Raw genomic sequence first — 13,920 nt, 5'->3', positions numbered from 1 at the left:
ACTTTAATATTGAATTGTTTTTCTTAAAAACAAGATTCACAAAAATAATGATTTTAAAGGAAATAGAAATTTAATTTATGATGAATTACAATTCCTTATTAAACAGAAAGGTCCCACCCCGAAGGTGAGACCTTTATTATATCTTGAAGTATACTATTAAGGTTGAGGCTTTACTCTTTTAAAAGTAATCGTTCTTGTTTTGTATATTGTAGGATCTTCGGTTTCTACTCTTATTGATAAGTTAAGTGTAGTTGCATCCAGCGTCATCACTTTTGTATTCTCTGGTGCTACCACTCCCTGATACTTTATCTGAAGTGTTTTACCGCTTTTGTCATAGCTGTAAGTGAAGTTTTTATCAGGTAAAATATTACAGGCTGTTCCTGTAATAGGATCTTCCACATCTATTCTTTTTCCAGCTACTTCCGTATTGAACCACCATCTGGATTGTTTCTGGCAGTCGGTATACGTAATCACATCTGAAATTGGCTGCTCCCCTACCTCAACAGTAGTAACCACCTCTTTTATCGGTTGCCAGAGTCCAATAACGGGTTCATCTATAACAATATCGTTGCTATTATTACATCCGGTGGTCACCAATAATGATAAACCAAAAAATAGTAGTGCTAATTTCTTCATAGATCAATTTTTTCAAGCGCTAAAATTATAATTTTTTTGATTTATATTACTATTTTTTGTGAAAAATTATTTCATCAGCTTTTATTTATACATATTTTAAAACAGCAAGAGGTCATATTGCCTTTATTTAACAAATATTGAACATATGAAAACTCCTCTGTTTTATTAAAAAAGTTATTTTTGTAGGAAAGAAAAAAAATGCAAGCTATAACGAAAAACAATTTTGACTTCATCCGTGTTCTCCTCGCTTTTATTGTCTTTGTAGGGCATTTGGGTGCTTTAAGCGCCTCTGAAAAGCTTTCATTTTTAACGCATAGCCCTGTTGAAGTTGCTGTTTTCTCGTTTTTCATTGTTAGTGGTTTCTTAATTGCAAGAAGCTATGAAAGATCTTCCAGTCTAAAAAGCTACGCTAAAAAAAGATTTAACAGGATTGTTCCTGCTTATTTACTTGTTGTATTTCTTTGTACCACGTTATTGAGTCTGGTCAGCACTTTACCTTTCTCTGAATACTTCAGCGATACACAGGTTTATAAATATTGGTTCTGGAATTCAATATTCCTCAACTTTAAGGCGCCCTGGCTTCCGGGCGTATTTGGAAACCAGGCTGTAAATGGGGCATTATGGACGCTTAAGATCGAAATGTGTTTTTATATAGCTGTCCCATTGATGTTTTTATTGTTTGGGAAAAATAATAAATACCGTACTACCAGCTTGATTGTACTATATTTCCTTTCTCTGATTTATCTTAATTATTTCGAAATGAACGGAAAAGCGGCACTTTCAAGACAGCTTCCAGGTTCGTTATGTTATTTTATTGGCGGCATGCTGCTTTATTTTCACTTTGATAAGTTTATTCAATATAAAAATATACTTTTCATTATTGCTATCATTACAGTTTGGATTGATCTTATTTTTGATATAAAGCTATTCTCACCCATGATGATTAGTATTATTGTGCTATACATTGCTTATTCTTTTAAGTTTCTAAATAATTTTGGGAAATACGGAGATTTCACTTATGGAATTTATATTTACCACTTCCCTATCATCCGAGTATTTGCTACGTTGGGACTTTTTGCCAACTACAATCCATACCTTATGAGTATTGTATGTATGTTTGTGGTTATTGGAGTAGGAATTGCTTCATGGCACTTTTATGAAAAAAGATTTTTATAATTTTACCGATATTTTACAACACGAATGAAAGACTTAGTCTCCATTATCACCCCTTGCTACAATTCTGCTGATTTCATTGAAGAAACGATACAGTCTGTCCTTAACCAAACCTATGAAAACTGGGAATGGCTGATTACTGATGATCTGTCTAAGGATAATACCGTTGAAATGATCAGAAAATACAACGATCCGAGGATCAAACTTCAGGTTCTGGAGAAAAACGGAGGTGCAGGAAATGCAAGAAACAACAGCCTTGAGAGAGCTCAGGGCCGATATATTGCCTTTCTGGATTCTGACGACTTCTGGTATCCTGAATATCTGGAAACGATGACAGAATATATGCAGGAACATCATGCCGAGCTTGTTTACTGTAATTATTCAAGATGTGACGAACAGCTTCAGCCTATATTAAAAGATTTTCTTGCAGATAAAATCGTTACTTTTTCTAACCTACTGAAGACATGCCGACTGGCTCCAGTTTCTACAATGTATGACACAAAAAGAGTCGGGAAGTTTCTGTTTCCTGTAAAAAGCAAGCGCGAAGACCACGTGATGTGGTTAAATTTGTTGAAAGTAATTCCGGAAGGGATGCCTATCAATAAGACAATGGCTAAATACAGAATGCGCGAAAATAGTGTGTCTAGAAAGAAAAAAAATATTATTAAGGACCAGTATCTGGTGTATAAGGATTTTATGGGATTCTCCACTTTAAAATCATTGTATTATACAGCAAACTGGGCAGTAAACGGGTTCATGAAATATTCAAAAATATTCAACTAATGGAGTATTCAAAAGAGTTTAAAGCGGCATTGAGTGCATTTTCCAGCACAGAAAAGGATAAACTTATTTTCAGACTTCTCCGAAAGGACAAATTATTATCCAAAAAACTGTATTTCGAACTTATTGACCCGGAAACTACCGATGATAAAAGAAATGCAATGGAACAAGATGTGGAAGAAAAAATTCTCCTGGCATCAAAATACATTGGTAACACTAAATATTTCCTGACTATTATCCGGAAAATTAGCGCGGAAATCACTGAGCATATCAAAATAACAACAGACAAGTTTGGTGAAGTTTCACTGAATCTGCTGATGGTTGATAAAATTTTGGATTATAATACTGATCTGAGCAGACAACGGTTTGATAATGTTTACAAGCTTTACATTTACATTATCAATAAGATATTCAAATCTCTGACCTTAATTAGGAAACTGGATGAAGATTACTGGATGGAATTTGATGAGCTTTTAAAAAGCCTGCAACAAAAGGTTTCTGAAAACCATTATCTCCAAAAGCTATGCATCAATAATGGTCTTGACCTTAACTGGTTTGAATCTGACAGCATTCCTGAAAATATCGAGCAAATCATGAAGGACATCAAAAGTCAGGGATTCTTAAGATAAAATCTTCTGAAGGATCATTTGCGTAGAATTCGGTTTTTCATCAACAAAATTCTTTGCATTTTCAGACATTCCTGCAAGCTCTTCTTCATTATCCTCATTAGCAAGGAATAAAACGAATTCTGCGGCTGTAGATTCGTCTGTGAAAGATCTCCCGCCGTTTTTACTGGTAAGATCATCTGCTTCAGGATTCTTTTTATAATGACTTCCAAAGATCACAGGAACCCCAAAAGTGGCAGCCTCCAGAATATTATGAAGCCCCGCAGCATGGAATCCTCCGCCTACAACTGCTATATCAGCATAGGAATATAATTTTGACAACAGCCCTATGCTATCTATAATCAAGATTTGAGAATTAAAGGTTAGAGGCTCAGAACTTTTAATTTTGCTATACAATAAAGCATCGGGAAAGGTATTTTTCAGGTACTCTACTCTCTTCAGATCATGAGGGGCAATGATTATTTTGATTGTGTTGTTTTTACGGAAAACCATTTCTGCAATTCTCTCTTCTGCCTGCCATGAGCTTCCAAAAACAACCGCTTTACGGTCTGCTATAAAGTCTGTAATATATTCAACATGATTATCACGGTCCCGCAGCTGTTTCACCCTGTCAAATCTTGTATCTCCTGTTACAGAAGATTTCACCAATCCTACGCTTTTAGCCAAAGCCAATGAGAATTGGGTCTGGTGGAAAAACCAATCTACCTCTTCTTTAAGCTGTTTCACAAACCATTTTCCATAAGAGGTAAAAAATGATTGACGCTCATAGAACAAGGCAGAAATCACATAGATCTTTGCTTGTTTTTCTTTCAGTGCCATAAACAGGTTATACCAATAATCATATTTCACCGTAAAAAATAGTTTAACATCAAATTGTGCTATAAACTCGTTTACAATACTCTTTTTATCAAACGGTAAATAGCAGATCACATCTGCAATATGTTTCTTTTTAATTACATTTTCATATCCTGACGGGGAAAAGAAAGTCACCAGAATCTTATAATCGGGCAGCTGAACTTTAAGTTCTTCTAAAACGGGCAAACCTTGCTCATATTCTCCTAAACTGGCAGCATGCATCCAGATTACTTTATCTGTTTTTGAAAAAGCAGATTTCACCTTACCTAAAGACTCTTTTCTTCCATCAACGCCTTTTTTAGTTTTATCATTAAATAATGAAAAAACCTTCATTCCGAAGATAAGAAGATTAATAAATATGTTATAAATCAATTTCAATGTTGATTAATCTATTCATTAGACTTTATTTTACTTTCCCTATATGATTTTATAAGTCCTATTCCAATTACCGCTAATATTCCTCCCAAAATAAAGAAGACTGCAGCACTAAGCTCTTTTTGCTTCCCTTCCGCAACACGGATACTTTCTACAATAATATCCAAAAACAAAATCATCACAGGAAGTTCCAAAGAATAAAGATAAAACTTCAGTTTTTTCTCATTCCGAAAGCTTTGGGGAATATTCAGGAGGGGTGAATTGGGATTTTTGATTCCAATAAAAAGAAGATGAATAAAAGCGGCAATACAAGGCAAAGCCCAAATTGTTTCTTTTCCGGACTCTCCATCTACATTCCCATGAAAATCAAAATGGGTAGGAATTACTTCAGGTAACTCAGCATATTTAATTCCGGTAAACATCCAGATTACAATCAGTAAAAGAGTATTTACAATTAATAATATACCGGAAGCTCTCATGTTTTACATAATGCTTTTAAGCACTCTCAATTTATGGGTATGTTTGTTCATTTCCTTATTAAAGATTCCGGTAGAATCCAGCGTATCAATTCTTACCTTTCCTGAAGCATGAATAATCTTTTGGTTCTCAAGCATAATCCCTACATGAATAATTTTTCCTTCAGCATTTTCAAAGAATGCCAGATCTCCGGGCTTTGTCTCTTCTACAAAAGTAAGATCTTCCCCTATCTCTGCTTGTTGTGAAGCATCTCTTGGAATTTTAATCCCATGAACTTTGTATACCAATTGAGTAAACCCGGAACAGTCTACCGCGAAAAAGCTTTTACCACCCCATAGATAAGGTACATTAAGGAATTCTTTAGCTGTAAGAGCAACACTTTCCCTTATATCATGACTTCTTCTTGAAGCCACCACCGGAAACTCCACTTCAGATCCCATAGAAAGTAAAGTTTTACCATCATTCATCAATACAGAGGAAAAATCTTCTGTAACAACAGTCACTTTTCTATTGGCCAGTTCTTCATCTGTTACCGTTTTCAGCTGTTTGGTATCCATCCACCCTTCATAGCCATCATAATGCATTTTTATTTTAGTCCAGTTTTTATTAACTTCTAGAATATCTGCACTTTCTCCAAACAATATTTCCGTAACAATTTCAGCTCTGTCTGAACCTTCTGCACGAACCGGCGCTACTGTTACGATACAAATTCCTTTATTCATTTTATTCATTTAGAAATTAGGAAAATTAAGAGATTTAGAAATGATGCAATACTATCATTTCCAAATCTCTTACTCTTTTCATTTAATTACTTCCTGCGAAGGAAGTTGACTCCATCCCGCAAAGGTAAAATAAGATTTTCAAAATCTTCGTCTTTTGCCACTAAATCATTCAATTCCTGAATAGATTGTGTAGATTTCATCTTAGGATTTTCTTCAAGGACTTTTCCGTACCATAAAACATTATCAAACATTACTACTGATCCTGATTTTGTATGAGGTTTGATCAGTCTGAAATATTCTGCGTAATTTTCCTTATCAGCATCTACAAAAATCAAATCAAAAAAATCGTCTGTCTCTTTTAAAAATTCTTTAGCATCCTGAAGCTTAAAATCAATCTGAGCAGCATATTCGCTGGATTCAAAATATTTTTTCGGCAGATAAGCCAGATCTTCATTGACATCCAGTGTGGTAATTTTACCTTCTTTTGCTAATCCTGAAGCCAGGCATAATGTTGCATATCCGGTAAATGTACCGATTTCAAGAATGTTTTTAGGCTGCAGCATTTGAGAGATGATTGTGAGTAATCTTCCCTGCTGATAGCCCGAAATCATATGAGGTTGCGTCGTTTTCTGATAAGTTTCCCTTCTCAGCTTTTTCAGAACTTCTGATTCTGAGGAAGCATGTGCTTCCAAATATCTATCCATTTCAGGATTCTTTTCTTCAAAAAAACTCATACCATTTTAATTTAAACAAATTTACGGATTTTAAACTTCTTTTTAAACAAACCGCTTCTGTTCAGTATAAGATACAAAAAAGAGAGAAATTAATTCCTCTCTTTTTCTTAGACATATCTAATTTTTATAAAAAAATCATTATATGGCTATACAATATTGTCTTATACCTGCACAGACCCATCCTGGGCAGCACTTTGTCTGTGGGCTAGAACAAAAGATCTGTGGATTGCACCCTCTGGCAGCAGCACCTTGTACAGTTTTCATTTCTCCTCTTGAAAGTTTTTTTGAATTTTTCATAATTATTTTGTTTAGTATTAATTTCCTACTCTTTAAGATTTTCGGATTCCTCTCTTTTTTATTTCCTTTTATGGAGATTTAAATATACACATTCTTTTATTAATCAGATAATTATATTTAAAATAAAATATGATATAGTATTTTATTATTTAACGTTCGGGAAAAAACCCATACAAAATACCGGGAAAATACGGATGTTATTTCCCCGGTAATAGTTATAAGTTTGCAAAGAGAACGAAGGGGTAAAAACACTAGAAAACAAAATGATTGCAGAAGATCAACCACAAACTAATCATGAGAATCAAAAAAAAGTACCTCCAAAAGGAAGTACACAATCTTCTGCAAAAAACAAGACTGAAATATCCAATCATTTTTTACGACGAATTATTTCCTTTCTAAAAAAAGAAGAATTAATTTGATTAAAAAAACAAATCCCGAAGAAATTCGGGATTTGTTTTTAAAAGGTTTCAAATGATGAAATCTCACAAACTTTATTTATATTCTTCTATAAGTTGTTTCAATGCAACGATCTGCTTACTAACACTTTCTTTGTATTGCGGATTGCTTTTTAAATATTCATTCTTTTTATTCAATCCGGCCTCCAACATGTTATAGATTGTTTTTTTCGTATCACCATTTTTTATCATTTCAGATTTTGCTTGAATTAAAATCCTGATAATTCCTTCTGTAGCCTTACTATTATCAGTTTCCATAATCCTATTGAATCCTTCTTCCGCAACTTTACCCAATTCCGGATTATTAGGTTTTATTAATGGATAAAATGCCACAATGGAAACAATATGTTGCATTTGGGAATCTACTTTATTTTCAACAACAATGGGAAGCATTCTGATGATTATGTCTTTAGAAGCCCCTGTGAGATCCAGCCCATCAATCACTGTTTTCATTTTTAAAGGATCTGTGGTATTGATGGCAATTAATGAATTTGCTTTTACCGCATTAGACACCGCATCTATTCCTTTTTCGAATAGTGGAAGGTATTTTTTATTTTTGGTCTTTGCCAAAGCAGAAATAGCAGCAGCCTGTACCAATGTTCTTGAATCTTGAGTGGCTAACTTCTCAACATCAGCCAACAGATTTTTATTTTGATTTGAACTGGTAAGATCTAATAACTCCAATGCTTTAATTCTAATTCTGAAGAAAGGATCCTTTAATGCAGCTGATAATAATTTAATAGATGCAGGACTGTTTAAGTCGTTCTTAATTCCAGCAAGTGCTTTGTATCGGCTTAAAAACTCTTTGGAATAAGTAAATTGTAAGAGATTTTGTTCTGCCGTCTTTTTATCTGTAATTTCAGAAAGCAATATTCCATCAGCATTGATGTTGATTAAATCAGGTTTTCCTGAAACATTAAAGCTTAAAATGTTCTTTGCTTTAGCATTGATCCATACATTATACCGTGTTGGTTTTCCATTATCATACACATCTATTGCTAAAGGAAACTCAAAAGGCCTTTCCTGTAATTGATTAATAACTACTTCTACCTGCTTTTTAACAGGCTCAAAAGTATATGAATACTCTAATTTGGGATTACCACTTCCGTAATACCACTGGTTAAAAAACCAATTAAGGTCTTTTCCTGATGTTTTTTCAAATGATAATCTTAATTGCTGAGCCTCTGCATTTTTATATTCGTAAGTCTTTAAAAAATCACTTGTTCCTGCAAAAAAAGCATCATCACCCAAATAGTTTCTGAGCATATGAAGAATTCCACCTCCTTTCTCATAAGAGACCACATCAAAAACATCTTCAGGAACATTATAACTAAACCTTACAAGATCTTTCTTAAAATCCGCAGGACTGTTGAAATATTTATTAACATTAGACATTAAGTGATAATCTGCCTGATCTTTCCCGAATTTATGTTCGTTCCAGAGATATTGAGAATAGTTCGCATAGGATTCATTCAGTGTAAGATTACTCCAGCTCTCGGCAGTTACCAAATCCCCGAACCAATGATGAAACAGCTCATGAGCAATATACTCTTCCCATTTATTTTCATCTATCAGTTGTCCAGGTTTCTGCATAACTCCCATATTATGAAGAGTAGCAGTAGTATTTTCCATCGCTACACTTGGATAGTCTCTTGCAGAAATTTGTGAGTATTTTGGCCAGGGAAAATCATAATTTAATTTTTTAGAGAAAAACTCCATCATTTCAGGTGTATGTCCATAAATCTGCCTTGCATAAGGCTCATATTCTTTTTCCACGTAATAATCTATAGGAATATTTCTCCATTTATCTTTTACGATACTATATTCTCCTACTCCCATGAAGAAAAGATACACCGCATGCCTTTGATCCATTACCCAATGGTCTGTTCTCATATTTCCGGACTCTTTCTGGGATTCTTTTAAAACGTCATTAGAAAGGGTAATATATTTATCAGGAACTGTCATATAAATTTCCTGAGTTGTCTTTTGATTAGGCTTATCTATCGTAGGAAACCACACTGATGAGTATTCAGATTCACCATCTGTCCAGATCTGAGTGGGTTTATCAGGATCTTTTCCATCCGAATTGATGAAATACAGCCCCTTGGCCGGGCTTCCCTGTTGTTCAACTACATTAGGACGGGAAGTATACTTGATATAGAGAGTATAATCCTGATTCCGGTTATAGGTTTTATCAAGATTAATTTTAAGAATATTGTTACCGTAATAGTACTTTAACGGAGTCCTATTCCCTCCTCTATCCATTGCTACCTCATGAATCAACATCCCTTTTGCATCCAGCAGCAATGAGTCTGATGGATAAAAATAAGGTGAAGCTGTAAGCCATTCCTCACCATTCATTTGTTCATTCTGATAATCAAAGTTTACTTTCAGTTTAGTGTGCTTCAGTTCTGTACTTTTTGTATGGGTTGCTTTATGTATTTTTTCTCTTCCCGAAGTCTCTGTTTGTGCAAAAGCTGTTCCGGCAAAAGTGAACCCTAATAAGCCTACCAATAGAATAATTCTTTTCATATGACTATTATATTTATGGTGAATTCATAGTCAGTGGTGGCAACCTCTATCCTCAACAATAACACATCTCATTGATTTCCAAAGACTATATCAATTATTTTCTAAATAAGTAGAACTCTTGCTTTAAAAGTTACATCCAATTTACTGCATAAAAAAAAGATCCCAAAATCGGGATCTTTTCTACTGTATTTATCAGTAATTATTTTTTGGGAGCAATATCCATCAGTTTCATGAACTCATCCAGCTTAGGCATAATGATGATTTCCGTTCTTCTGTTTTCCGCTCTTCCGGAAACGCTCATATTAGTAGCTTTAGGATTGTATTCAGAACGTCCTCCTGCTGTAATTCTTGCAGGGTCTACTCCAAACTGAGTCTGAAGAACCTTAGCAACAGAAGTACCTCTTAATGCAGAAAGATCCCAGTTGTCTCTTGGCAGGTTTGCAGAATTTAATGGAGCATTATCTGTATTTCCTTCAATCAATACTGAATATTTATCGTAATCATTGATTACTTTAGCTACTTTACCCAGCACTTCCTGAGCCGCCGGTAAGATATTATAATCTCCTGTCTTGTATAACATTTTGTCTGAAAGTGAGATCATTACCACTCCTTTCAATACTTTCACCTGTACATCTTCATCTGATACATTATCTAAAGATCTCTTCAGCTTGTTAGACAAAGCAAGGTTTAAGCTATCATTTTTAGCATTGCTTGAAATCAACTGCTTGATATATGAGTTGGAAGCATTGATCTCTCCCACAAGTTTATCAATATTAGCAGAGCTTTTTCCTGTATTGGACAGACATGCATCTAATGATGACTTTAAAGCATCATGCTGACTTTTTAATAAATTATTCTCACCTGTTAATGCAGAGTTTTGAGATTTCAAATCCTGAATTTCTCTCTGTCTTTCTCCGATATTTTCAATACATTGCTTATAGTTTGTGCTTAAGGCATCATACTGCTTCTTGCTTACACAAGAGGTCATTCCCAACGCCATTGCAGAAACCGCTAAAATTTTTAAAATCTTCATAAATAATCATTTTTAGACTACTCAAAGTTAGGGAAATTCAATTGAATTATATGGATTATCTTTGTATAAAAGAAATTCTCAACACCTATGTTGAAAAAATCAAGCTTTAAAAAACAATTAGAAAATCTTATTCATCAGCCTGAAAAACACACCTATCTTTTAGCAGTGAGCGGTGGGGCTGACTCTATGGTGTTGGCCTCTTTATTCCTTGATTCTAGGGACAAAAAAGAGAATCCAGCATATTCGTTTCAAATAGCTCATATCAATTATAAACTTCGTGGAGAAGATTCTGATAGAGATCAAAAAGTGGTACAGGATTTTTGTGAGAAAAATCATATCAGGTTTCATCTTTATGAAGTTTCGGAAAAGGATAAAAAACCGGAAAATTCCATTCAGCTATGGGCAAGAGAGCTTAGATATACATTTTTTAAGGAAATTCAGGAAAAGGAAAAATTGGAATTTCTGGTTACTGCCCATCATCTGAATGATCAGTTGGAAACGTTTATCATTAACCTTTCCAAAGCTGCAGGCATTAATGGACTGAGTGGCATTCCTGCCAATGACAACTATATTCTTCGTCCACTTTTACAGTTTTCTAAGCAGGAAATTTATCAGTTTGCAGCAGAAAACAAGATTGAGTTTCGGGAAGATTTATCCAATAAAAAGAGTGATTATCTGAGAAACAAGATCAGAAATGAAATTGTTCCAAAATTACAGGAAACAAACGATCATTTTCTGGAAAACTTCAAAAAGAGCTCTTCCTATCTAAACCAAACCAAGGATTTTGTTCAAAAACAGGTTCAGGAGATAGAAAATAAGCTTACCATATTTAACCAAGACCATAAAATTTTATCAAAGAAAAAGCTGGATCAGGAAAGCGATTTTGTAAAGTTTGAAATTTTAAAAAAATATGGGTTCAATCAGGAAGAAGAGATCCCTAAAATTTTTAAGGCAGAAAATAATAGTTCTTTTTTTTCAAAAGAATATCAGTTGATAATCAATCGTGATGAACTGATTTTTATGAAAAAGAATAATGTATCAGAAATCGAAGAAGAAATAATACTGATCAATCATTTTGATTTTTCCGAAAACCAAACCATCATCAATCTCGTAAATCATATTGAAAGCATTAATGAAATCAATAAAAGATTTGAATGGGATTTTGATGCTAAAAAACTTCACTTTCCACTCTATTTGAGAAAACAGCAGGATGGAGATGAGTTTTATCCTACAGGTTTTTCGGGCAAAAAGAAAGTTTCTAAATTTTTTAGAGACGAAAAGCTATCTATTCTGATAAGGGAAAAAAGTTGGTTATTGTGTGATTCAGGAAACCATATTCTGGGAGTAATCCCTCTGAGACAGGACCGCAGATACCAGGCTGATAGAAATACTCAAAAAAAGATAACTGTAGTATGGACAGAAGAACAACTAACTCGTTAGCTGTTGATGATTTTAAGAAAGACAGCAACATAGCTTTTGGTGTTTTATACCAACAGTATTTCGGGTATACAAAAAAATTTATCCTTAAAAATAAAGGTAATCTGGAGGATGCAGAAGATATTTTTCAAGATGCAATGCTGATCCTTTATGAAAAATTACATGCTGACAATTTCAAGATTCAAACCTGCCTTGGAAATTATCTTATTGGAATTTCTAAGAATTTGTGGTTAAAGAGATTGAGAAACAAAAATTTTTATGTAGAGTCTCCTGAAAACTATTTAACAGAAAATTACCAGGAAATTAACTCTGCCATTGAAAATGAAAAATATTATTGGGAAAAGCTGGTGGGTTATGTTAAGTCTATCTCTATGCATTGTCAGAATCTGATCCATGATATTTTTATTGAAAATAAAAGTATTGAGGAAATTCAGGACAAGTACCAATATTCCAGCAGGCATAATGCTCAGAACCAAAAATATAAATGTGTTGAACAAATCAAAAAAATAAGAAATAATCATATTTTTAAACCTGAAAATCAACACATTATATAAATAATTAAATTGACGGGTGATTTTTCCTTTTTTAATGGAACATATAAAAAAACAAACATTATGTTCAAAAAAATAGTATTAAGCCTCCTCATATTAGCAGGAGTTTTATTTAATGCACAAAACACTGGTATCAATTTTCAAAAAATTGATTTAGAAGCAGCGAAAAAAATCGCAGCTAAAGAAAACAAACTTATTTTCATTGATTTGTATACTACCTGGTGTGGACCTTGTAAGCTTATGGCAAAGAATACTTTCACCGATCCCCGAATTGGAGAGATGTTCAACAAAAATTTTGTAAACATTGCTATAGACGCTGAGAAAGAAGGGGTAAAACTGGTAAAAGAGTTTAAGGTTGTCAACTATCCTTCTTTTTTATTTCTGGACCCCAAGGGTAAACTCGTTCAATATGATTTTGGATATTATAATCCAGAACAGTTTTTAGAAGTCGGAGCATCTGTTTTAAGAAAAAAACGGTCTCCCTCAGGCCAAACTCTTGATCAGGTAAAAGGAAAAATGATTGGAGATAAGATTGATAATTTCAATGCTAAGGATCATTTGGGCAATACATTTTCTTCATCAAAAGAAAACGAAAAAATGGTTGTTGTTTTTATCAGAGGACAGTGGTGCCCGTTTTGTAATAAATATATTGAAACATTACAGAATATTGCACCTGAACTAAAATCCAAAAACGCTAAACTCGTTATTATATCTCCAGAAAAACCAGAGTTCATAGAAAAAACAATTAATAAAACAAAAACGGAGTATACTGTTTTATATGATGAAGGTTATAAAATTGCAGAAGCTTTTGATGTTCTTTATACTCCTAACAGTGAAACCCTGAATTTCTACAACTCAAAACTGAAAGATGATTTCACCAAAAGCAGGTCAGATAATTCGGGAAGACTTCCTGTTTCTGCAACCTTTACACTTAATGAAGCTAAAGAAATAACTTGGAGGCACTTTGACCCAGATTATAAAAAAAGAGCTTCTGTAGAGGATATTTTAGAAAACTTACATTAATTTTTCGCAAGTATTTTTTACTAAAATAAAATTATTTATAAACAAAATCAATAATGGTTTAGAAATATCAGAAGGACCAATTCTACTATGAGACTGAATATTTTACCCATTGGGGGCAAAAAGAAAGTTTCTAAGTTTTTTAGGGACGAAAAATTATCTATTTTAGCGAGGCAAAAAATCTGAATAGTGACTGACAGCAATGATTCTCTATACT

General features: G+C 33.6%; 14 protein-coding genes. 6 read left to right on the top strand and 8 right to left on the bottom strand.

The window, feature by feature from the left end; genetic code table 11:
- Window positions 1-156 precede the first annotated feature (156 nt).
- Window positions 157-636 carry a lipocalin-like domain-containing protein gene (locus tag AC3HD6_RS11905; RefSeq protein ID WP_068944839.1) on the bottom strand — a complete coding sequence of 160 codons (480 nt, stop codon included), beginning with the start codon at window positions 634-636 and terminating at the stop codon, window positions 157-159.
- Window positions 637-834: 198 nt separating this feature from the next.
- Here AC3HD6_RS11905 and AC3HD6_RS11900 point away from each other — a divergent pair, with 198 nt between their 5' ends.
- Genes AC3HD6_RS11900 through AC3HD6_RS11890 form a run of 3 tightly spaced genes read left to right on the top strand, consistent with a single transcriptional unit; the run spans window position 835 to window position 3,218 of the window.
- Window positions 835-1,812: an acyltransferase family protein gene (locus tag AC3HD6_RS11900; protein WP_488896534.1), complete on the top strand. Its 978-nt coding sequence runs from the start codon at window positions 835-837 to the stop codon at window positions 1,810-1,812.
- A 24-nt stretch (window positions 1,813-1,836) separates the two neighbouring features.
- The gene (locus AC3HD6_RS11895) at window positions 1,837-2,592 is read left to right on the top strand and encodes a glycosyltransferase family 2 protein (protein WP_068944841.1); all 756 of its coding nucleotides are present in this window, start codon (window positions 1,837-1,839) and stop codon (window positions 2,590-2,592) included.
- On the top strand, window positions 2,592-3,218 hold the full coding sequence (locus AC3HD6_RS11890; RefSeq protein WP_488896533.1) for a deoxyuridine 5'-triphosphate nucleotidohydrolase: 627 nt from the start codon (window positions 2,592-2,594) through the stop codon (window positions 3,216-3,218). Before AC3HD6_RS11895 ends, AC3HD6_RS11890 begins: the two co-directional genes overlap by 1 nt.
- Here the strand turns inward: AC3HD6_RS11890 and AC3HD6_RS11885 are convergent.
- The 7 genes from AC3HD6_RS11885 to AC3HD6_RS11855 form a co-directional block, all read right to left on the bottom strand.
- Window positions 3,210-4,403, bottom strand: a complete 1,194-nt coding sequence (locus AC3HD6_RS11885) for a 3-deoxy-D-manno-octulosonic acid transferase (protein ID WP_488896532.1) — start codon at window positions 4,401-4,403, stop codon at window positions 3,210-3,212. The genes AC3HD6_RS11890 and AC3HD6_RS11885 overlap by 9 nt on opposite strands.
- A 56-nt stretch (window positions 4,404-4,459) precedes the next feature.
- Complete coding sequence (locus AC3HD6_RS11880) at window positions 4,460-4,924, bottom strand: DUF1648 domain-containing protein (protein ID WP_488896531.1); 465 nt, start codon at window positions 4,922-4,924, stop codon at window positions 4,460-4,462.
- Between the two features lie 3 nt (window positions 4,925-4,927).
- A complete protein-coding gene (locus tag AC3HD6_RS11875; protein ID WP_488896530.1) occupies window positions 4,928-5,644 on the bottom strand; it encodes a C40 family peptidase in 717 nt (238 codons plus the stop codon).
- An 86-nt stretch (window positions 5,645-5,730) separates the two neighbouring features.
- Window positions 5,731-6,378, bottom strand: a complete 648-nt coding sequence (locus AC3HD6_RS11870) for an O-methyltransferase (protein WP_488896529.1) — start codon at window positions 6,376-6,378, stop codon at window positions 5,731-5,733.
- Window positions 6,379-6,516: 138 nt separating this feature from the next.
- On the bottom strand, window positions 6,517-6,675 hold the full coding sequence (locus AC3HD6_RS11865) for a CCPGW family putative bacteriocin (RefSeq protein WP_488896528.1): 159 nt from the start codon (window positions 6,673-6,675) through the stop codon (window positions 6,517-6,519).
- A gap of 491 nt (window positions 6,676-7,166) precedes the next feature.
- Window positions 7,167-9,662 carry a M1 family metallopeptidase gene (locus tag AC3HD6_RS11860; protein WP_488896527.1) on the bottom strand — a complete coding sequence of 832 codons (2,496 nt, stop codon included), beginning with the start codon at window positions 9,660-9,662 and terminating at the stop codon, window positions 7,167-7,169.
- A gap of 199 nt (window positions 9,663-9,861) precedes the next feature.
- Complete coding sequence (locus AC3HD6_RS11855; RefSeq protein WP_068944847.1) at window positions 9,862-10,695, bottom strand: OmpA family protein; 834 nt, start codon at window positions 10,693-10,695, stop codon at window positions 9,862-9,864.
- Window positions 10,696-10,782: 87 nt separating this feature from the next.
- Between AC3HD6_RS11855 and tilS the strand changes: the two genes are divergently transcribed.
- The 3 genes from tilS to AC3HD6_RS11840 are packed head-to-tail and all read left to right on the top strand — an operon-like array spanning window position 10,783 to window position 13,706.
- Window positions 10,783-12,135, top strand: coding sequence for a tRNA lysidine(34) synthetase TilS (gene tilS, locus AC3HD6_RS11850; protein WP_488896526.1), 1,353 nt, complete (start codon window positions 10,783-10,785; stop codon window positions 12,133-12,135).
- Window positions 12,108-12,686 carry an RNA polymerase sigma factor gene (locus AC3HD6_RS11845; RefSeq protein ID WP_488896525.1) on the top strand — a complete coding sequence of 193 codons (579 nt, stop codon included), beginning with the start codon at window positions 12,108-12,110 and terminating at the stop codon, window positions 12,684-12,686. Before tilS ends, AC3HD6_RS11845 begins: the two co-directional genes overlap by 28 nt.
- A 60-nt stretch (window positions 12,687-12,746) precedes the next feature.
- The gene (locus AC3HD6_RS11840; RefSeq protein WP_488896524.1) at window positions 12,747-13,706 is read left to right on the top strand and encodes a redoxin domain-containing protein; all 960 of its coding nucleotides are present in this window, start codon (window positions 12,747-12,749) and stop codon (window positions 13,704-13,706) included.
- The last annotated feature ends 214 nt before the right edge of the window (window positions 13,707-13,920 follow it).

The organism is Chryseobacterium sp. II3a, from assembly GCF_057815135.1.
This window is presented reverse-complemented; position numbering and strand designations above follow the sequence as displayed.